Here is a 19,957-nt window from a genome sequence, read left to right on the forward strand (position 1 = left end):
AGTCTTATCCAGTGATTGAGCCCCTCTCCCGCCGGGAGAGGGGTTGGGGTGAGGGTTGGTGCGAAGCATCGTGCTGTTTGAGTGCACTTGGCTTCGCTCGTACCCTCATCCGGCGCTGCGCGCCATCTTCTCCCGAGGGGAGAAGGAAAGATGTGTCAGCCGACGCTGCCTTCCAACGAGACTTCCAGCAGCTTCTTGGCTTCCACTGCGAACTCCATCGGCAGCTCGCGGAACACCTGCTTGCAGAAGCCGTCGACGATCAACGACACCGCATCTTCCTGGCTGATGCCACGCGCGCGGCAATAGAAGAGTTGGTCGTCGCTGATCTTGGAGGTGGTGGCCTCGTGTTCGACGGTGGCACCCGGGTTCTTCACCTCGATATAGGGAAAGGTGTGGGCGCCGCACTGCTTGCCGATCAACAGCGAATCGCACTGCGTGTAGTTGCGTGCGCCATCGGCATTGCGGTCCACCTTGACCTGGCCGCGATAGGTATTTTGGCCGCGTCCGGCACTGATGCCCTTGCTGACGATCTTGCTTTTGGTGCGCTTGCCGATGTGGATCATCTTGGTGCCGGTGTCGGCCTGCTGACGGTGGTGGGTCAGCGCGACCGAATGGAATTCGCCCACCGAATCGTCGCCGATCAGCACGCACGACGGATACTTCCAGGTGATCGCCGAGCCCGTTTCGACCTGGGTCCAGGTCACCTTGCTGCGCGCGCCACGGCATTCGGCGCGCTTGGTGACGAAGTTGTAGATGCCGCCCCGGCCCTCCTCGTCGCCCGGGTACCAGTTCTGCACGGTGGAATACTTGATTTCTGCATCTTCCAGCGTCACCAGCTCGACGACCGCCGCATGCAGCTGGTTCTCGTCGCGCATGGGCGCCGTGCAGCCTTCCAGATACGAGACGTAGGCCTTGTCTTCGCACACGATCAAGGTGCGCTCGAACTGGCCGGTATGGCCGGCATTGATGCGGAAGTAGGTGCTCAATTCCATCGGGCAACGCACACCCGCAGGGATGAACACGAAACTGCCGTCGGAGAACACGGCCGAGTTGAGCGCGGCGAAGTAGTTATCGCCCACCGGCACCACGCTGCCCAGATACTGCCTGACGATCTCCGGGTGTTCCTTGATGGCCTCCGACATCGAACAGAAGATCACGCCTTTTTCGGCCAGCTCCTTGCGGAAGGTGGTACCGACCGAGACCGAATCGAACACCGCATCGACTGCGACGCCGGCCAGCTTGGCGCGCTCGTGCAGCGGCACGCCAAGCTTGTCGTAGGTGTCCAGCAATTCCTTGGGCACCTCGTCCAGCGAGGCGTACTTCGGGCCCTTGGGTGCGGAGTAATAGCTCAGCGCCTGGAAATCGATCGGCGAGATCTGCAGTTTCGCCCACTCCGGCATCGGCATCTTCAGCCAATGGCGATAGGCCTCAAGACGCCAGTCGGTCATCCATTGCGGCTCGTCTTTCTTGGCCGACAACGCACGGATGACGTCTTCGTCCAGGCCGGGCGGCAATGAGTCCGATTCGATTTCGGTGATGAAGCCGGCGTCGTAACGTCGACCCAGCCGTTCGAGGATCTGCGCATTCTGCGGAGGAGCAAGTTCGGTGGCCATTGGGCTGCCTACAGGTCAGGTGGTCGCGACGCGTGCGGCGATCGAACGCCGACGGCTGTCGCCAGGGAGAGAGAGGGGCTGCAACATCTGCGCGAGCGTGACGCGGCGCAAGGCATCGCCGACCACGTCGTTGATCAGGCGCCAGTTCGACCGCACGCCGCAGCGCTGCGCGATACCGCACTGGCTGTGGTCCTGGCTGCATTCGGTGATCGCCAACGGACCTTCCATCGCTTCGACGATCTCCACCAGGGTGATGTCGCTGGCGGCGCGCGCAAGCCGGTAGCCGCCGTGCACGCCGCGCAAGCCTTCGACCAGGCCTGCCTGCGACAACGGCTTGAGAATCTTGCTGACAGTCGGTGCTTCCAGACCGGCCTGTTCGGCCAATTCGCTTGCGCTGAGCACCTGATCGCAGCGTGCCGCCAGGACGGTCAGCACCACGGTGGCGTAATCGGTGAGTTTGGTGACGCGCAACATGGGGAAGGTGGAATCCGAAAGCGGACCGAAATTGTACTCTTTCCGGCAGGGCAGGGCCAACGGCGCGGTTCAGCCGCCGGCAAGCGTGGCCCGTTGCGGCGCACGCTGCGCTTGTGCTTGGCGCAGTGGCGCGCTGCAGTCACAATGAGCGGCCCCATCACTGGACCCTTACATGTCGCGCAAAGTTGCCGCCCGCAAGTCTCGTATCCACGGCAATGGCATGTTCGCCCTCGCCCCGCTCCGCAAGGGCGAGCGCATCATTCAATACAAGGGGCGGCTGCGCACGCATGCCGAAGTGGATGCCGACGACGCCGGCGACGTGGAAAGCGGGCATACCTTTTTGTTCACGCTCAGCGACGACTACGTGCTGGATGCCAACTACGAAGGCAATGTCGCGCGCTGGATCAACCACAGCTGCGATCCCAATTGCGAGGCGGTGATCGAAGAAGCCGAGGGCGACGACCGCCGCAAGGACAAGATCTTCATCGAGGCCAAGCGCGACATCAAACCCGGCGAAGAGCTCACCTATAACTACGGCATCACCCTTGCCGAGCGTCATACGCCACGCCTGAAGAAAATTTGGGAATGCCGGTGCGGCTCGAAGAATTGCACCGGAACGATGCTGCAACCCAAGCGCTGAGCACGCAGCCATGTGCGCGTACTGACGCCGCGCACACATCGGTTCACGGATGCGCAACGGCGTGATTCCTAGGGTCTGGGCTTCTTTTCAAGGAGCCTCCCATGTCTCATTCGCTCTCTGGCAAAACCGTCGCCGTGCTGGCCACCGATGGCTTCGAGCAATCCGAACTGACCGAACCCAAGCGCCTGCTGGAAAGCTGGGGTGCCAAGGTCGAGGTGATCGCGCCCGGCGACGGCACGCAAATTCGCGGCTGGAATCACACAGAGTGGGGCGATTCGGTAACGGTCGATCGGCGGCTAGATCATGCAGCGGCGGAATCCTACGACGCACTGGTGTTGCCTGGCGGTGTGCTCAATCCCGACACACTGCGCACCGATGAGCAGGCAATCACGTTCATTCGCGCGTTTTCGAACGCACAAAAACCGGTGGCGGCGATCTGTCACGGGCCGTGGTTGCTGCTCGAAAGCGACTTGGTCCGCGACCGCAAGGTCACTTCATGGCCATCGGTCAAGACGGACCTGATCAATGCCGGTGCGCGCTGGCAGGATGCCGAAGTGGTGGTCGACGGCCAACTGATTACCAGCCGCAAGCCGGACGACATTCCTGCATTCGCCGCAGCCGTGGCCAAGGCCTTGGCTGCATAGGTTCTTCACTGGCCAGTGTCAGCTCGAAACACCAAGGCCCGGCGCAGATGCGTCGGGCCTTGATGTGTAGCCTTGCGTGGATTGTCGCCATCCACGCCAATACCACGCGGACCTACTTCCCGGACAGCGCTGCCGCGGGCACCAGTTGCTCGATGTTCTGGTTGAAGTTGACCGCAACCCGCCCGTTCTGGATGCCGACCGATTCCACCTGCACCGCACCCATCACGGATGCAATGGCCGGGTCGATCCGATAGATCGGCTCCTTGCGCGCATAGTCGGCCAGCCAGGTATTGAGCAGCTGCCGCGTGCTGTGGTCGAGCTTTGCGCCTGCATGGGCGGGGCGGAAGTCGTCGATGCTGGGTTGATCCAGATAAAAGCCCTGTTTGGCCACGTCGTAGCGCAGTGCGCTGGTCAAGGTCACATTGCCGACCGGTGCAGGAGCGCCGCCTGCGGTCGCCACGGCAAGATCGAAGGCCATCTTGAGCCGATCGCCTGGCGGCAACGATAGCGCCGGGTTGCTGACCGTCATCGCGATCAGCCCGCCCAGCGTGTCATGTGTCTGCGGGAAGCGACCACCCAGATAGTGCCGCAGGTCGCTGGCCTGCACGCTGATCTGTTTTCCCTGGATCTGCGGCGCAGCCCAGGCGCTGGTGATGGGCATTGCCAAGGCGAGGGCGAGCATGGAACCGGCAAGCGAACGCAGTTTCATCGGGTGACTCCGGCAACAGATGACATCACCTTAGTCGGCGCCGGTGAACCACGGGTTAGCGCAACACCGGTTGCAGCGTGGCCGAATAGATTTCCCAGCCATCGCTGCCGGCCCGGGGTTGCAGCCGGTATGCCCCGACCAGGCGTTGTGTGCCGGTGGTGGTGCGTACCGTCAACTGCACCGGTACTTCGATACGCTGTGGCGGCTGCGCCTGATCCAGTGCAAAGGGCGGATCGTTGTTGATGCGCATCGACTGGATATTGGGGATGGCACGCAAGGCCGCATCGTCCGGTACCGGGGGAGGGCGACCGCCGGTCCATAAGGCATCGGCCTGCGCGCGCGCAGCTCCCGGCAACGCGCCGAGGTAGCGTTGAACGGTGGCGCTTGCTTGGGCGTAGTTGGCCAACGCAATGGCATCGGTGGGATCAGCCGCAGGGGCAGGTGATGCGGTCGCGGTGCCGGTAGCGGCGTTATCGAGCGGACGCGATGCGCTCGCAGCGTGCGTCGCCGAGGCGACGTTTGCCTGCGGATCGCCAGTGCGATGACAGCTGCAACCGGAAAGTGCGGCTGCGACAACGAGCATTCCCATCCAGCGCATGGCGCGTCCCCATCCCCGAGGTGCGCAGTGTAGCGGGTACGTGCGGCGATGCGTCTTCAGGCGCCGGTGGCGGGGTGCACGCGCTGCAGGCGTTCCAGCAGCAGCTGCAGTTTGGGACGCAATGCGTCCAGCGCATCGCTGGGCTGGGCGCGTGGGCGGGCCGCCAGGTCTTCCAGCAACTGCGAGCCTACGGTCAGTGCCGCGCATTCGTCGCTGCTCAGGTCGCGGCGCAGGTGTAGTTCTTCGAGCAGCCGCATCCAATCGGCGCGCGAGCGTTGTTCGAATTCGATGGTGCAGCGGTCGTCACAAGGGCGGCCGTCGTTTTCGATCGGCGTGACCGTGATGCGATAGCGTTTGCGGGACATATGGGTCGCGTCGTTCTGGGCTGTGCTCACCATAGGCGTAGGACGCAACCGTCTCGATAGGGTGGCCCATGACGCAGTGTTCCAACGTGCTCAGTTTGCTGGCCGAGCGGCAGGTTTGCGCAGGAGTGGCAGCGGATCGTACGCACCGTTGCGTCCATAGACACCATAGTGCAGGTGTGGCAGCGTGCCGCGCGCATTGCCGGTGCTGCCGACCTTGCCGAGCAGGGTGCCGGGCTCGACCACATCGCCTACTGCGAGGCCGGCAGCCCAATCGTCAAGATGCGCGTAGTAATGCCGTTCCATCGCTGGACCCAGCAGCCAGACCTGTTTTCCGCCCAGGCCCTGGTCGCGGATGGCGCTGACCACGCCGCGCGTTGCCGCCACCACCGGTGTACCGCGTGGCGCGAAGATATCCACGCCCGCATGCGTACGGTCGCGGCCACGCGGTGCACCAAAGGTGTCGGCAATCTGTCGCGCACGCACGCCTTCCACCGGCACATGCAACTGCGCAGGCGGCGGCATTTGCGACAGCTCCCAGCTGGTACGGAGCTGATGGGCGATCGGCAGCTGCCAGGCCCAGCGCGCGGCCACCGCCAGCACGCACAACAGCGCAATGGAGACAACAATGCTGCGCAGGCGACGTGCCGGGCTACGGGTGGCAACTCGGCGTGGCGACGACGGCGGGGTGTTCGACGGACCGGTCACAGGCACCTGCAGATGGCGAACCAGCATGCAGGGTAGGGCAGTGCCGATGAGCGGTATGTGCTGCACTCTGCGGAGCGAGCCCAAAAAAAAGACGGCCCGCAGGCCGTCTTCGTGATACAGGATGCGTGCTCGATTAGAGCGCCGCGTCCTTCAACTTCTTCAGTGGACGTGACTTGAGCTTGGTGGTCGCAGGCTTGGCGGCGAACATCTGCTCTTCCTTGGTGAACGGGTTGATGCCCTTGCGCTTCGGCTTGGCCGGCACGTGCACGGTGGTCAGCTTGAGCATGCCCGGGATGGTGAAGCTGCCGACGCCCTTCTTGCTCAGCGAGGCGTGTGCGGTGGCTTCCAGCGAAGCCAGCACGGCGCGGACGTCCTTCGGGGCCAACTGGGTGCTTTCGGCAATGTGCGCGACCAGGCCGGTCTTGCTCAGTGCTTCCTTGATCGGCTTGGGCGCAGCGGACTTGGCAGCAGCGGCCTTGGCCGGCTTTGCGGTCTTGGTCGCGGCGACCTTTTTCACTGCCTTCTTGGGGGCAGCCTTCTTAGCGGCGGTTTTTGCCATGAGTGATGTGTTCCGTATTCGTTGGTGGTGTTGGGTCTGCCGACCCAGTCGGCAACGCGAAATGTAGGGCAACTGCTGCGCGCCGCCAATAGGCAAACGATGAAACAGCACGAAAAAAGCATCTTTCGACGGGGATTCGTTCACCAGCGGCAGAAAAAGCGCACAAAACGCATCGGCTTGCCCGTGCCATGCGCGCGTTCGCTGCATGTCTGACGCACAGCAGCAGATCGTTTGCGCGAGCAAACGCCGCAACACGCATCCGTGGGGACGATGGAACGAGCCGATAAGGCCAGCCTTTTGGGGGATGCATGTAACGGGGCCACGCGCCGACAAGATGGCTGCCATCGATTGCAAACGTGGACGCACGTTCCATGTGCGGCAAATGGAGCGGTTATTGGGCGCTATGCAGCCTTCGGCCTTGTATTGCCCTGCATCCACCTTCCGGTGATCAGGCGCTGGCGCGGCGGTTTGCGCAGATGTTCGAATCGTTTTCGGCGTGCCATGCGCGCCACGCGAAGGCGCCGTGCGATACGCGACATGCAGACCCGCCGCGTTTCAATCAGTCATTGGCCGCGGACAAGCTGCGGCCGCGTTCGGTCGCTGCGGCAATGGCCTGGGCGGTAAGGGCTTCAAAGCCGCCGGCCTGGAACGTCTCGATGGCGGCGTGGGTCGTGCCGTTGGGCGAGGTCACGCGGCGACGCAGGACCTCCGGTGGTTCGCCCGATTCGGTGAGCATGCGTGCGGCGCCGAGCAGCGTTTGCAACACCAAGGTACGCGCGGTTGCGGCGGGCAGACCCTGGGCTTGCGCGGCAGCTTCCATCGCTTCTGCCAAGAGAAAAACATAGGCCGGTCCACTGCCGGAGACCGCGGTCACCGCATCCATCTGCGCTTCGTTGTCGATCCAGACGGTGACGCCGGCGCTGTCCAGCAGTTGGGTCGCCTGTTGGCGTTGCGCCGCCGACACGCGCGCGTTGGCGTACAGCCCGGTGACACCGGCGCCGAGCAGGGCGGGTGTGTTGGGCATGGCACGAACCACCGCGATATCGCCGCCCGACCAGCGCTGCAGCTGCGTGGCGGTGATGCCGGCAGCGATGGAAACCAGCAGCGGTTGTTGTGCCTGCGCCAGATCTGCCAGTTGCGCGCACACCATTGGCAAGACCTGCGGCTTGACCGCCAAGACCCAGGTCGTGGCCGCATCGACAGCGGCGCGCGCATCCTCGACCACCTGCACGCCGAAGTCGCGCGCCAAGGCGTCGCGCAGCTCGGCCACCGGCTCGGCCACGCGGATGCTGGCAGCCGGCGTGCCCTGCCGGATCAGCCCGGCAATCAGGCTGCGCGCCATGTTGCCGCCGCCGACGAAAGCGATGGACGTGGCAGCGGAAGACGAGGGCGATGACGAGGCAGGTGTGTTCATTGCGGCACCTTCATAAGACGAATCGATGTGGGAGGCGAGGCGATCAGGCAGAGGCGGCCGGCGCCTGATCGCGCGCACCGAACAACGCCGTGCCCACCCGCACCATGGTGGCGCCGGCCGCGATCGCTTCGGCGAAATCCGAGCTCATGCCCATCGACAAGGTGTCCACCTGCCGATGACGGGCTTGCAGCTGCTCGAACAGCGCCTGCATGCGCATGAACGCGGCCTGGCGTCGTGCCTGATCCGGAAACGGGGCAGGGATGGCCATCAGTCCGCGTAGCTGCAAACGCGGTTGCAGGGCGATCGCTTCGGCCAGGCTGTCGATCGCTTCGGGTGCGCATCCATGCTTGCTGTCCTCGTCGTCGATGTTGACCTGGATCAACACATTCAACGGCGCGCGGTCGGCAGGGCGATGGCGTGCCAGCAGCGGAATCAATTTGGCGCGGTCCACCGTCTGCACCCAATCGAAGCACTGGCTCGCCAGTTCGGCCTTGTTGGATTGCAGGTGGCCGATCAGATGCCATTCCAAACCCAACGCACGCAACTGGGCAATCTTGGCATCGGCTTCCTGCACGTAATTTTCGCCGAAGGCGCGCTGGCCCTGCGCGGCCAGGGCGGCGACGGCGTCGGCCGGCTTGGTCTTGGAGACCGCCAGCAGCCGCACGTCGGCACGCGCGTGTGCGGCCGCCGCGGCGTGGATGGCATCGAGAATCTGCTGCAGCGACGAAGCCGGCACGTGGCATTCCGAAGAAAGGCGGGAGCGCTATAGTGCCGGCCGCAGACGCTTCCATCCAGTTGGGGGCTGCCAGGCGCCTGGATCGGCGCGCCGGCGCTGCATGTATTTAGAGGAGTGTCTGGAAGCAAGGTGGGAGACCGTCCCCAGGTCCGCCCAAGGCCGGGCGCGATACGCACTGACGGCAGCGCGGCCGGCTACGCTCGGGCCAGCGCTGCGCTCGCCAGCGAGTCCTTGAAGCCACCGAGCAGCAGCCATTCGGCCTTGGACGGTTCCGCACCCGGGCGCAAGGCAACGGTTTCAGCCAGGCGCGTTGCGGCCGACCTGAACCGGCGACAGGGCTGCTTCCCGCCGGCAGCCAGAACGCTATACTGCCGGCCGGGGAGTACCTTCCAATCGCAGCCTAGGGGAAAAGCAGCGCATGGATATCGCTGAACTATTGGCGTTTTCTGTCAAGAACAAGGCATCGGACCTGCACCTGTCTGCAGGGCTGCCGCCGATGATCCGTGTCGATGGCGATGTCCGTCGCATCAATATTCCGGCGTTGGACCACAAGCAGGTGCACGCGCTGGTGTACGACATCATGTCGGACAAGCAGCGGCGCGATTACGAGGAATTTCTCGAGGTCGACTTTTCGTTCGAAATTCCGTCGCTGGCGCGTTTCCGCGTCAATGCGTTCAACCAGAACCGCGGCGCCGGTGCGGTGTTCCGTACCATTCCGTCCGAAGTGCTGACGCTGGAAGACCTGGGCTGCCCGCCGATCTTCCGCCAGCTGATCGACCAGCCGCAGGGCCTGATCCTGGTCACCGGCCCGACCGGCTCGGGCAAGTCGACCACGCTGGCAGGCATGATCGACTACATCAACAAGAATGAGTACGGGCACATCCTCACCGTCGAGGACCCGATCGAATTCGTGCACACCTCGCAGAAGTGCCTGATTAACCAGCGCGAAGTGCACCGCGATACCCACGGTTTCAACGAGGCGCTGCGCTCGGCACTGCGCGAAGACCCGGACATCATCCTGGTCGGCGAATTGCGCGACCTGGAAACCATTCGCCTGGCGCTCACCGCCGCGGAAACCGGCCACCTGGTGTTCGGCACCTTGCACACCAGCTCGGCGGCCAAGACCATCGACCGCATCATCGACGTGTTCCCGGCCGGCGAAAAGCCGATGGTGCGCTCGATGCTGTCCGAATCGCTGCGCGCAGTGATCTCGCAGGCACTGCTGAAGAAGGTCGGCGGCGGCCGCACGGCGGCGTGGGAAATCATGGTCGGCACCCCGGCCATCCGCAACCTGATCCGCGAGGACAAGGTGGCGCAGATGTATTCCTCGATCCAGACCGGCCAGCAATACGGCATGCAGACGTTGGACCAGCATCTGCAGGACCTGGTCAAGCGCAGCCTGATCACGCGCAACCAGGCGCGCGAGTACGCCAAGGACAAGCGGATATTCGAGTAGCCGGGATTCGGGATTCGGGATTGGGGATTCGCAACTGCGATTTCCCGTGCCGGATCCGCTCTTGCCAATCCCGAATCTCCACTCCCGAATCCCTGCTCCAGAGGAGCACGCCATGAGCACCATCGACTTCACCTCCTTCCTCAAGCTGATGGCGCATCAGAAGGCCTCGGACCTGTTCATCACCTCGGGCATGCCGCCGGCGATCAAGGTGCACGGCAAGATCAGCCCGATTACCCAGACCCCGCTGACTGCGCAGCAGAGCCGCGACCTGGTGTTGAACGTGATGACGCCGTCGCAGCGCGAGGAATTCGAAAAGACCCACGAGTGCAATTTCGCCATCGGCGTATCCGGGGTCGGGCGTTTCCGTGTGAGCTGCTTCTACCAGCGTAATCAGGTGGGCATGGTGCTGCGCCGGATCGAAACGCGCATCCCCACCGTGGACGAGCTGAGCTTGCCGCCGGTGATCAAGACGCTGTCGATGACCAAGCGCGGCATCATCATCTTCGTCGGCGCCACCGGAACCGGTAAATCGACTTCGCTGGCGGCGATGATCGGCTACCGCAACCAGAATTCCACCGGGCACATCATCACCATCGAAGACCCGATCGAATTCGTGCACAAGCACGAGGGCTGCATCATCACCCAGCGCGAGGTCGGCATCGACACCGACAGCTGGGAAAATGCGCTGAAGAACACCCTGCGCCAGGCGCCGGACGTGATCATGATCGGCGAGGTGCGCACCCGCGAAGGCATGGACCATGCGATCGCCTTCGCCGAAACCGGCCACCTGGTGCTGTGCACGCTGCACGCCAACAACGCCAACCAGGCGATGGACCGCATCATCAACTTCTTCCCAGAGGATCGGCGCAACCAGCTGTTGATGGACCTGTCGCTCAACCTCAAGGGCGTGGTCGCGCAGCAGCTGATTCCGACCCCGGACGGCCGCGGCCGACGCGTGGCGATGGAAATCATGCTGGGCACGCCGCTGGTGCAGGACTACATCCGCGATGGCGAGATCCACAAGCTCAAGGAGATCATGAAGGAGTCCACCAACCTGGGCATGCGCACCTTCGACCAGAGCCTGTTCGAGCTCTACCAGGCCGGCGAAATCAGTTATGAAGATGCGCTGCGCTACGCCGACTCGCAGAACGAAGTACGCCTGCGCATCAAGCTCTCGCAGGGTGGCGATGCCAAGACCTTGTCGCAGGGCCTGGACGGTGTGGAAATTTCCGAAGTGCGCTGAGTGCAGCACGCTTCGGTGCCCGCGTGCACGGGTGCCAGTGTCGACGGATAACAAACGCGGATACCTGCCCGGGCGTGCACGGAACTGACCTGCTGGCGCCGCGGCGACGCCAGCCCGTCTGCGTGCCGCTGCCATTTCGTGCCGGGCGTGGCGACCAGCGTTGCGCCAGGATCGTACCGACGACGCGGCCCGGGCCGCCGCGTGGAGGGGGCGCCTGAGCGCGCCAAGGAAGACGACGGCCTGGCTCGAATCGTCCGCGCATCTGCCGACGATCGAGGAGCCCGGCCATACCGTTGCCGCGCCGCCGCGGCATTCCGGGTGCTGCGGAGGAGGGCGGCGGTCGACGGCCGGCCGAGGCGCCCCTGTCACGCAGCGAGCTGGCGAGGCGTCGTCCCGGTTTCAGATGTAACCGGGTAGGTCGATAGTGTCTAATATCGCACCCCACTGCAGTGCCCAAGCCCGTGAGCCTTCCCGATTCCGATCTGCGACCGGAGCAAGAACCCTTGCCCGACGATGGTGCCGTGGTCACCGCCGGCCCGCTCACTCCTCCGCCGGATTCGGCCGGAACTGCCGCCGACGACCACGCCTTCCATCATTCGGTGGCTGAGGATGCGCAAGGCATGGTGCTGGCGACCCTGGTTGCATCCCTCGGTCTGGCCATCTTTGCCAAGGGCGGACTGATGATCGGCGGCATGGCCGGCGTGGCCTTCCTGTTGCACTACGCGCTGCACTGGAATTTCGGCCTGGTGTTCGTGCTGGTCAATCTGCCGTTCTATTGGCTGAGCGTGCGCCGGATGGGGTGGGAATTCACCCTGAAGACCTTCGCGGCAGTCGGCGCGTGCGGCGTGCTGACCAACCTGCTGCCGCGCTGGGCCGACTACGCGCACATGAGCACGGCATTTTCGGCAATCGCCGGCGGCGCGCTGTCTGGCCTGGGAATCTTGTTCTTCATTCGCCACCGCGGCAGCCTGGGCGGCATCGGCATCCTGGCGGTGTACCTGCAGCGCGAGCGTGGCTGGAGCGCGGGCAAGGTGCAAATGAGCTTCGACGCGATGCTCATGCTGGTCGCCTTCTTCGTGCTGACCCCGGACAAGGTGCTGTATTCGGCCATCGGCGCCTTGATGCTGAGTCTGGTGCTGATGTTCAATCACCGCCCGCACCGCTATATGGGCGTGTGATACGTGCCGAAGATCGCTCGCATGCGTCCGGGAGCGGCTAGCACGATGTCGCGGGCAGACGGTCAGCGGGCGCGGCTGGCGCGGCCAGAACCGCAGCGTGCCAGCGATGCATGCCGCTTTCCGTGTAACGGCCAGGCCCGTCTGGCGACAAGCGCCGTCGTTTGTCAGCAGTTCTAGGTGGTTTCGCGTGCCGGGCAATCGGTAGGCAACTGCAGCCGTTGCATCAACCCGCGCGCATCGAACGGTGCATGCACCTTCATGTCGTTGTCGAAATAACAGTACACATCGCGCATTGCGCGCTTGCGGGCGCGTGCGCCGACCCGGGCTGCATCGTCCGGTTCGGCTCCGCTGGCCCACGCGGCGATGCGTGCTGCCCAGCGATCCAGTGCGGTATCGCTGTAGCCGCTGGCGTACAACTGCGCATCGCCATGCAGACGCACATAGACAAAATCGGCGCTGACGTCCTCCATGTACGGGAATTTGCCTGCGGTGTCGGCGACCACCACCGCGACATTGTGACGCCGCAGCAGGCGCATGCAGGCTGGATCGCAGAAGCTGTCGTGACGAACTTCCAATGCGTGACGGATCGGCCGATTGCGATCGATTGCCAGGGCGCTGCGGCCCTGCATCAGCGCGGTGTCGCGCTTGCGCGCCCGCGCCAACGCGGCCTCGCTGTCGCGCGGCAGGCTGCCTAGAAATGCGTCCAGCAGCTCGGCATCGAACCGGAGTGTCGGCGGTAGCTGCCAGAGGACCGGGCCCAGTTTGGCGCCCAGCCGCAAGATTCCCGAAGCAAAGAAGTTGGCCAGCGCCTGCTCGCAATCGCGCAGGCGCTTCATGTGGGTGACGAAGCGCGGGCCCTTGACCGAAAAGACGAAGTCCTCGGGCGTTTCGTCATGCCAGCGCTGGAAGCTGTCCGGACGCTGCAGCGAATAAAAGGAGCCATTGATTTCCACGCTGGGAAAGCATCCCGCGGCGTATTCGAGCTCACGCCGCTGGGCCAGGCCAGCCGGATAGAACGTGCCGCGCCAGCGTGCGTAACGCCAACCGGAAATGCCGATGCGAATAGCCATGACCCCGAGCATTTCGCGTGCGCCGTGCAAGAGGTGTCTAGCCGCGCTGGACCGTGCGCGTTTTCGCCGGCGTCTGCGCCTGCAGCCAGGGCGGCGCCAGTGCCCGGATCTGCGCAAACACCGGGCACCGGGCATGGTGTGCGCCGGGCAGGTAGCCCAGGCTCATCAGGAACTCGCCGGTGATTTCGCCGCCGGTGAAGCGGAAGGTCTTCTTGAACAGCTTGACCCAGGCCGGTTTGTCGAGCGGGTGGTGGGCGTCCAGCCACTGCGCGAAGCTGCCGTGCGTGGCGCGTAGCGCCTGGATGACCTGTGCATTGTGGATGGCCGCCAGCACCTTGAGGCGATTGCGGATGATGCCGGCATCGCCCATCAACCTGCTGATGTCCTGGTCGCCATATGCCGCAACAGCGTCCACGTCGAAGCCGTCGTAAGCCCGCTGGAAATTGACGCGCTTGCGCAGGATGGTTTGCCAGCTCAGTCCGGCCTGGTTGATCTCCAGCACCAGCCGTTCGAACAACTCGCGTTCGTCGCGCTGCGGAAAGCCATACTCGTGATCGTGGTAGTGGCCATGGACCGGATGGCCTGGGGCGATGCTGCAGTAACCGCTCATGTGGATGCCTGTGGTTGTGGGGCGAGGCTTGCCAGTCGCGCGCCGGTCGCTGCCGTGGCGGGCGAGCGGCAGTAGCGCAGAGGCCGGGAGGCCGTTTGCGCCGCTGCAGCGCTGCAACTCGCACGCATCGCGGTCAAGCTGAACGTGTCGGTCAGGCGCCGCATGCGGTCTGCCGCGAAGGCTGCCGCATCGGCGGCATCGCACGTTTCCGGCGCCGGCAAGGCCCAGTATGGCAGCGGCTCTGCGCGCGGCGAAGCGAACGGCTAGAATGCGGCCATGTCTGTTTTGCCCACGCCTCTGGCCAACCAACTGCTGATTGCGCTTCCGGCGCTGTCCGACCCCACCTTCTCGCGCAGCGTCGCGCTGATCTGTCAGCACGACGAGAACGGCGCCATGGGCGTGCTGGTCAACCGGCCTTCCGAATACACCCTGGGCGAAGTGTTGTCGCAGATGGGCATCGACACCGACGATGAGCCGCTGCGCGAGCAGGTCGTGCTCAGCGGCGGGCCGGTGCACCCTGAGCGCGGTTTTGTGATCCATGACGATGCGCGCGAATGGGATTCCAGCCTGGAAGTGGGGCAGGGCGTGTTCCTGACCACCTCGCGCGACATCCTTGAGGCGATGGCGGCCGGCAACGGCCCGCGCAATGCGCTGGTCGCGCTGGGCTGCGCGGGTTGGGGTGCCGGCCAGCTGGAATTCGAGCTGGGCGAAAACAGCTGGCTCACCGCGCCCTCGGATGCCAACGTGCTATTTGCGACCGCGCTGGAAGATCGCTGGCAGACCGCTGCCGGGCGTATCGGCGTAGACCTGTTCCGGCTCACGGATTATTCCGGGCATGCCTGAGGCGGGCGCGATTCGCCCCGATGGCACGGTGCTGGGCTTCGACGTGGGGTCGCGCCGGATCGGCGTGGCGGTCGGAACCGCGCTCGGTGCCGGCGCGCGCGCGGTGGCTGTCATCAATGTGCATGCCAACGGCCCGGACTGGGTTGCGTTGGACCGCGTGTACAAGCAGTGGCGACCGGACGGCCTGGTGGTCGGCGACCCGCTCACGCTGGACGACAAAGACCAACCCGCCCGAAAACGCGCACACGCGTTCGGCCGCCAGCTGCGCGAGCGCTATGCGCTGCCGGTTGTCCTGATCGACGAGCGCTCCAGTTCGGTTGAGGCTGCGCAGCGTTTCGCGCGCGAGCGCGCCGATGGGCGCAAGCGCCGCCGCGACGCCGAAGCGCTCGATGCGATGGCCGCCGCAGTGATCGTCGAACGCTGGTTGGCCGCGCCCGACCAAGCCACCTCTCTTCCTTGACTCCCGACCTGCGATGACCACCATGCAACTCGATTCGGACGGACGCCTGCGCCACCTGCTCACCCTGGAAGGACTGCCGCGCACCACGCTGCTGCAATTGCTCGACCGCGCCGGCCAGATCCGCGATGCGGCGGTGGGGCGCGTGGGCAAGCGCAGCGTGCTGGCGGGCACGGCGGTGTGCACGCTGTTCTTCGAACCCTCCACGCGCACGCGCAGCTCCTTCCATCTGGCGGCGCAGCGGCTGGGCGCGGACGTGCTCAATTTCGATGCATCCACCTCATCCACCCGCAAGGGCGAAACCGCGCGCGACACCTTGAAGAATCTCGAAGCGATGGGCGTGCGCGGCTTCGTGGTGCGTCACCCCGACGACGGCGCGGTGGAAGCGCTGGCGACCGCCGCGGGCGAGGGCACCGCGTTGATCAATGCCGGCGACGGACGCAGCGCGCATCCTACCCAGGGCCTGCTCGACATGCTCACCCTGCGCCAGGCCAAGGGCACCGATTTTTCCAAGCTCAAGGTCGTTATCGTCGGCGACGTCAAGCACTCGCGTGTGGCGCGCTCGGACCTGCATGCCCTGCGCACGCTGGGCGCTGGCGAGATCCGCGTCTGCGGCCCGGCCAGCCTGCTGCCGGACGACGGCATACTGGAGGGCTGCGTGGTCGGCCAGGATTTCGATGCCATGCTCGAAGGCGCCGACGCGTTGATGATGCTGCGCCTGCAGCGCGAGCGCATGGAAGAAGGCCTGGTGCCCTCGCTGGAGCAGTACCACACCGAATATGGTCTGACCCGTGAGCGTCTGGCGCGTGCTGGCCGCGACGCCGCGGTGCTGCACCCGGGCCCGATCAACCGCGGCGTTGAAATCACCGATGAAGTGGCCGACGGCGCGCAATCCTGCGTGCTGCGTCAGGTTGCCAATGGCGTTGCCGTACGCATGGCCGTGCTGGAAACCCTGCTCGGCTAAGCGCGGCTGCGCCGTCAGATCGTGAGTCGCTCCAGGAGCGGCGCCCCCACCGCGCAACCAACGCGCGGTGGCCTTTGATCCATGAGGCGTCGATTGCGAAGAGGCAGCCGCTTCTCGCCGAACGTGCACCGTGGTCGGTCGCGCGGTGGCGTTCGATGCGCAACATCATGCGTGCAGACAAACAGTCGCTTGCTGCCTGAGGTGCCTGGCGGTCTGCTCTTGCGAATCCCGAATCCCGAATCCCGAATCCCCGCACCACCAGCTAACACCCTCTCACCTATCGTGAGCGCTCCTTTCAGCGCAGGAGATCGCAATGGGTATTTCACGTCACGCCACCGCCCACTGGGAAGGCGACCTCAAGACCGGCAAGGGCCAGCTCAGCACGCCGCAGAGCGGCTTGATGGACAACACCCGTTATGCCTTCAGCAGCCGCTTCGGCGACGAGAAGGGCACCAATCCGGAAGAACTCATCGCCGCCGCGCATGCCGGCTGTTTCACCATGGCGTTGTCTGCGCAGTTGACCGAAGCCGGTTTTCCGCCGGCCTCGCTGGACACGCGCGCCGATGTGGATCTGTCGATGGAAGGCGGCCCGCAGTTGTCGCAGATTCGCCTCAAGCTCAAGGCCGTGGTGCCCGGCATCGACGAGGCCAAGTTCCGCGAGCTGGCCGACGCCGCCAAGAAGAATTGCCCGGTCTCCAAGGCACTGAGCGCGGTGCCCATCAGTCTGGAAACCGAGTTTTCCAGCTAACGCCAATACCGCTGCGACGCGTCGGCGCAAACGCCCGGCGCGCGCAGCTGGCGGCAACCTGAATGGGGCTTTTTACGGCCGGTTTGGTTCAGTGCGGTTTCACTGGCGCAGGACGAGCATCGGCAGCGTGTCCTCCCTATGAAGCTGCCGCAATGAAAACTCTCGTGCTTGGTGCTCTGGTGATGGGTCTGGTCGTGGCGGGCAATGCCACGGCGCAGCGCTATGACAGCGGCTACCGCGATTACGGCCGCAGCGGCTACGAGGATGGCCGTTACGAATATGCGCGCGTCGTGCGCGTGGATCCGATCATCGTTGCCGACTCCTACAACGAGCGCACCAGCGAGCGTTGCTACGATCGTCCCGCCGACGGTTATTACACGAGCAACGACGGGTATTACCGCGACGGCGGCTATGCACAGGCCGGTGTGTCCAATCGCGGCGTGGCCAGTGTGATCGGTGGTATTGCGGGTGCCGTGCTCGGCAGCCAGGTCGGCGGCGGCAATGGTCGTCTGGTCGGTACCGCCGTGGGCACCATGGCGGGCGTCGCGGCGGGCCGTTCGATCTATGAGGCCAATCACCGCACCTACCAGGGCAACGTGAGGGTCTGCGAGCCGGTGTCCTACCGCCGTGAACGCGACCGCGTGGATGGCTACGACGTCACCTACGAATACGCCGGCCGCATGTACCACACGCGTAGCGATTACAACCCGGGCGACCGAATCCGTGTGCGTGTCGACGTGCGCCCCGACTGATCAGTGCCGGATGCATGCGGTGCCGCTGGTGGCTCCGGCATCGGGCTAAACAGAACGCTGCGGGCAACCGCAGCGTTCTTGCGTTTGGCGGAGCGATTGCCGGCAGCAGTGGCACGTCAACCAGGCGTGGGCGCTGATCGATGCGAGGCGCCTTGCTGTTTCACACAAGCGCCGATGCGCGGTGCACCGGCGGTGATCAGAAATTGGCAGCACCTGCAGGCCACCCGCTGCGTTGAATCCAGCGCAGCAGCGCTGCTGCCGCCCTAAGCCCAGTCCAGCGTGCCGCGAATCACCGTCTGCACCTGGCCACCCGACCACACGTCGCCGTCGGCATCGATATGCAGTTCCAACAGGGCATCGAAGCCGATTTCGCGGCCCTGGCTGACGGTGTAGCGACGGTCGGTACCGGGCAATGCGTCACGGCTGTCCAGCCATGCGGCCAGCACCGCATTGGCCGCGCCGGACGCCGCGTCTTCGAAGCGCCGGCCATTGCCGACGAAGGCTCGTACTGCCAGATCGTAGGTGCCCGGTGCGCCGGCGCGTGCATACGCAAACACGCCCATGCTGCCGGTGGATTCTGCCAACCCGGCAATCGCGTCCCAGTCCGGCTGCAGGCCGCGCAGCGCGGCTTCGCTTGCCAGTTCCACCACCCACCAGGTGCGGCCGCCGTCCATCAGCGCAGGCGGCAGCCTCCCCAGCGGCCAGCCCTGCAAGGCATCGCGCAGGCGCGGATCGTTGGCATCCACCTGCTCGGCCACGCGTGCGCGTGGCGTGCGGATCGCGATGCTGCGGTGGCCGCCGCGCTGCTCCACACGCAGCGGCAACCGGCCGGCGATGCCGTCCTGTACCAGGACGCCATCCTGTGGTGCGGCCAGGCCGGCCTCGAGCACGGCATGCGCAGTGCCCACACTGGGATGGCCGGCAAACGGCACCTCCTTCTGCGGCGAAAACATGCGCAGCCGGTAGCTGCTGTGCGTGCTTTCGGCGGGAAAGACGAAGGTGGTCTCCGGCAGTTTGGTCCAGCGTGCGATGGCCTGCATCGCCGCATCGTCCAGACCCTGCGCATCCAGCACCACCGCCAGCGGATTGCCGCTGCCGGGGCGGGCGGAGAACACATCCAGTTGCAGGAAACGGCGAGTGGTCATGGGCGTCGATCCGCAGTAAAGGCGCGGCAGCTTACCAATCGATGCGGCCGTCGATCACCTGCAGCGTCGCTCCGCCAATCCAGACTTCGCCTTCCGCGTCCACCTCCACCTGGACGCGGCCGTCGCGGCCAACCTCGCGGCCCTGACTGGCGACGTAGCGCGACTGCGCTCCGGGCAGGCGGCCCTCGCCATGCAGGCGGGCGGCAATACAGGCATTGGCGCTGCCGGTGACCGGGTCTTCCGCAATGCCATCGCCCGGGCAGAACGCGCGGACGGCCAAGTCGGCATCGCCATCGTGCACGGGCGCGTAGATGGCCAGGCCAACGGCGGCGCTGGCCTGGGTCAGGCGCGCAATGGCGGCAAGCTCCGGGACTGCCTGCCGTATCGCCTGCGCGTCGGCCAATTCCAGCAACCACCAGTTCGGGCCGTTGTTCCAGAGTGCGGCCGGCTGCGCGCTGACGCGCAGGCCAGTGCAGGCGCCACGCAGCGCCTCGGCGTACGTGTCGCCCGTGTCGATGGCGCGTGCGCGCGGGGCGCGCAGCCGCACCAGCAAGGCGCCGTGCCGGTCGAACACGTCCACCGGCAGCACGCCGGCCGCGCATTGCTGGCGCAGCCGGCCGTCGGGCTTGTACGCGGTCACGCCGTGGGTCACCGCCGCCCACGCGGCACCGACGCTGGGGTGGCCGGCAAACGGTAGCTCGGCACGTGGGGTGAAGATGCGGATGTGGTAATCGGCATCGGGCACGCTGACCGGCAGGAAGAAGACCGTCTCGGACAGATTCAGCCACGCGGCGATCTGCTGCATCTGCGCAGACGACAACGTCTCTGCATTGAAGACCACGCCCAGCGGGTTGCCGCTGCCGGCCCGGGCGGCGAAAACATCCAGTTGCAGATAGCGGTGCTTGCTCATGGTGGGGACATCTCGATCGAAGGAGGGCGCGGCGATGGTTGCAGTGCAAACCGATACGGCAGTGGACGTGGCGACCGTAACGCTGTGATCGCACGCGGGGTCATGTCAGCAGCATTGGCAGTAG

At 65.2% G+C, this 19,957-nt stretch carries 23 protein-coding genes; 10 read left to right on the forward strand and 13 right to left on the reverse strand.

Going from position 1 to position 19,957, the window contains the following annotated elements; genetic code table 11:
- Positions 1–155: 155 nt before the first annotated feature.
- Together sufB and LN450_RS08380 are read right to left on the reverse strand one after the other, a co-directional pair.
- Positions 156–1,613, reverse strand: a complete 1,458-nt coding sequence (sufB, locus tag LN450_RS08375) for a Fe-S cluster assembly protein SufB (protein ID WP_008571839.1) — start codon at positions 1,611–1,613, stop codon at positions 156–158.
- Positions 1,614–1,628: 15 nt separating this feature from the next.
- A complete protein-coding gene (locus LN450_RS08380) occupies positions 1,629–2,087 on the reverse strand; it encodes an SUF system Fe-S cluster assembly regulator (RefSeq protein WP_011348117.1) in 459 nt (152 codons plus the stop codon).
- A 172-nt stretch (positions 2,088–2,259) separates the two neighbouring features.
- Here LN450_RS08380 and LN450_RS08385 point away from each other — a divergent pair, with 172 nt between their 5' ends.
- Together LN450_RS08385 and LN450_RS08390 are read left to right on the forward strand one after the other, a co-directional pair.
- A complete protein-coding gene (locus tag LN450_RS08385; protein ID WP_011348116.1) occupies positions 2,260–2,727 on the forward strand; it encodes an SET domain-containing protein in 468 nt (155 codons plus the stop codon).
- A gap of 101 nt (positions 2,728–2,828) precedes the next feature.
- A complete protein-coding gene (locus tag LN450_RS08390) occupies positions 2,829–3,371 on the forward strand; it encodes a type 1 glutamine amidotransferase domain-containing protein (protein ID WP_011348115.1) in 543 nt (180 codons plus the stop codon).
- Between the two features lie 112 nt (positions 3,372–3,483).
- On the opposite strand, the gene LN450_RS08395 is transcribed toward LN450_RS08390, so the two are convergent.
- The 7 genes from LN450_RS08395 to LN450_RS08425 form a co-directional block, all read right to left on the reverse strand.
- Positions 3,484–4,080 (reverse strand): DUF1439 domain-containing protein, encoded by a 597-nt coding sequence (locus tag LN450_RS08395; RefSeq protein ID WP_011348114.1) that lies wholly within the window; start codon positions 4,078–4,080, stop codon positions 3,484–3,486.
- A gap of 55 nt (positions 4,081–4,135) precedes the next feature.
- Complete coding sequence (locus LN450_RS23250) at positions 4,136–4,678, reverse strand: hypothetical protein (RefSeq protein WP_011348113.1); 543 nt, start codon at positions 4,676–4,678, stop codon at positions 4,136–4,138.
- 56 nt (positions 4,679–4,734) lie between these two features.
- Positions 4,735–5,076, reverse strand: coding sequence for a DUF3861 family protein (locus LN450_RS08405; protein ID WP_003489901.1), 342 nt, complete (start codon positions 5,074–5,076; stop codon positions 4,735–4,737).
- A gap of 57 nt (positions 5,077–5,133) precedes the next feature.
- On the reverse strand, positions 5,134–5,775 hold the full coding sequence (locus tag LN450_RS08410) for a M23 family metallopeptidase (protein WP_011348112.1): 642 nt from the start codon (positions 5,773–5,775) through the stop codon (positions 5,134–5,136).
- Between the two features lie 106 nt (positions 5,776–5,881).
- Positions 5,882–6,307 carry an HU family DNA-binding protein gene (locus LN450_RS08415; RefSeq protein ID WP_008571830.1) on the reverse strand — a complete coding sequence of 142 codons (426 nt, stop codon included), beginning with the start codon at positions 6,305–6,307 and terminating at the stop codon, positions 5,882–5,884.
- Between the two features lie 559 nt (positions 6,308–6,866).
- Positions 6,867–7,721, reverse strand: a complete 855-nt coding sequence (proC, locus tag LN450_RS08420; protein ID WP_011348110.1) for a pyrroline-5-carboxylate reductase — start codon at positions 7,719–7,721, stop codon at positions 6,867–6,869.
- A gap of 43 nt (positions 7,722–7,764) precedes the next feature.
- On the reverse strand, positions 7,765–8,457 hold the full coding sequence (locus LN450_RS08425) for a YggS family pyridoxal phosphate-dependent enzyme (protein WP_008571828.1): 693 nt from the start codon (positions 8,455–8,457) through the stop codon (positions 7,765–7,767).
- Positions 8,458–8,875: 418 nt separating this feature from the next.
- On the opposite strand from LN450_RS08425, the gene LN450_RS08430 reads away from it, so the two are divergent.
- From LN450_RS08430 to LN450_RS08440, 3 genes are all read left to right on the forward strand, one after another.
- Positions 8,876–9,913, forward strand: coding sequence for a type IV pilus twitching motility protein PilT (locus LN450_RS08430; RefSeq protein ID WP_003489919.1), 1,038 nt, complete (start codon positions 8,876–8,878; stop codon positions 9,911–9,913).
- A gap of 112 nt (positions 9,914–10,025) precedes the next feature.
- Positions 10,026–11,156 carry a PilT/PilU family type 4a pilus ATPase gene (locus LN450_RS08435; RefSeq protein ID WP_008571827.1) on the forward strand — a complete coding sequence of 377 codons (1,131 nt, stop codon included), beginning with the start codon at positions 10,026–10,028 and terminating at the stop codon, positions 11,154–11,156.
- A gap of 503 nt (positions 11,157–11,659) precedes the next feature.
- Positions 11,660–12,334 carry a YitT family protein gene (locus tag LN450_RS08440; RefSeq protein WP_008571826.1) on the forward strand — a complete coding sequence of 225 codons (675 nt, stop codon included), beginning with the start codon at positions 11,660–11,662 and terminating at the stop codon, positions 12,332–12,334.
- 173 nt (positions 12,335–12,507) lie between these two features.
- On the opposite strand, the gene LN450_RS08445 is transcribed toward LN450_RS08440, so the two are convergent.
- Together LN450_RS08445 and LN450_RS08450 are read right to left on the reverse strand one after the other, a co-directional pair.
- Positions 12,508–13,434: a DUF72 domain-containing protein gene (locus LN450_RS08445; RefSeq protein WP_170808591.1), complete on the reverse strand. Its 927-nt coding sequence runs from the start codon at positions 13,432–13,434 to the stop codon at positions 12,508–12,510.
- A gap of 7 nt (positions 13,435–13,441) precedes the next feature.
- A complete protein-coding gene (locus tag LN450_RS08450) occupies positions 13,442–14,014 on the reverse strand; it encodes a DNA-3-methyladenine glycosylase I (protein WP_008571824.1) in 573 nt (190 codons plus the stop codon).
- Positions 14,015–14,290: 276 nt separating this feature from the next.
- On the opposite strand from LN450_RS08450, the gene LN450_RS08455 reads away from it, so the two are divergent.
- The 5 genes from LN450_RS08455 to LN450_RS08475 all read left to right on the forward strand — a co-directional run bounded on the left by LN450_RS08455 (position 14,291) and on the right by LN450_RS08475 (position 17,778).
- Positions 14,291–14,857, forward strand: a complete 567-nt coding sequence (locus LN450_RS08455; protein ID WP_003489930.1) for a YqgE/AlgH family protein — start codon at positions 14,291–14,293, stop codon at positions 14,855–14,857.
- Positions 14,850–15,317, forward strand: a complete 468-nt coding sequence (gene ruvX / locus LN450_RS08460; protein WP_008571823.1) for a Holliday junction resolvase RuvX — start codon at positions 14,850–14,852, stop codon at positions 15,315–15,317. The genes LN450_RS08455 and ruvX overlap by 8 nt, the downstream gene beginning before the upstream one ends.
- Positions 15,318–15,330: 13 nt before the next feature.
- On the forward strand, positions 15,331–16,278 hold the full coding sequence (locus LN450_RS08465; protein WP_011348107.1) for an aspartate carbamoyltransferase catalytic subunit: 948 nt from the start codon (positions 15,331–15,333) through the stop codon (positions 16,276–16,278).
- A 313-nt stretch (positions 16,279–16,591) separates the two neighbouring features.
- Positions 16,592–17,026, forward strand: a complete 435-nt coding sequence (locus LN450_RS08470; protein ID WP_005913281.1) for an OsmC family protein — start codon at positions 16,592–16,594, stop codon at positions 17,024–17,026.
- 152 nt (positions 17,027–17,178) lie between these two features.
- On the forward strand, positions 17,179–17,778 hold the full coding sequence (locus LN450_RS08475; RefSeq protein ID WP_039416638.1) for a glycine zipper 2TM domain-containing protein: 600 nt from the start codon (positions 17,179–17,181) through the stop codon (positions 17,776–17,778).
- Positions 17,779–18,041: 263 nt separating this feature from the next.
- Here the strand turns inward: LN450_RS08475 and LN450_RS08480 are convergent, their stop codons facing one another.
- Both LN450_RS08480 and LN450_RS08485 read right to left on the reverse strand, forming a co-directional pair.
- Positions 18,042–18,923, reverse strand: coding sequence for a PhzF family phenazine biosynthesis protein (locus tag LN450_RS08480; RefSeq protein ID WP_011348105.1), 882 nt, complete (start codon positions 18,921–18,923; stop codon positions 18,042–18,044).
- Between the two features lie 31 nt (positions 18,924–18,954).
- Entirely contained in the window at positions 18,955–19,833 is an 879-nt protein-coding gene (locus LN450_RS08485; RefSeq protein ID WP_011348104.1) for a PhzF family phenazine biosynthesis protein, read from the reverse strand.
- Positions 19,834–19,957: the final 124 nt, after the last annotated feature.

The sequence above is a fragment of the Xanthomonas euvesicatoria pv. euvesicatoria genome, assembly GCF_020880415.1.
In the GTDB taxonomy this organism is placed as follows: domain Bacteria; phylum Pseudomonadota; class Gammaproteobacteria; order Xanthomonadales; family Xanthomonadaceae; genus Xanthomonas; species Xanthomonas euvesicatoria.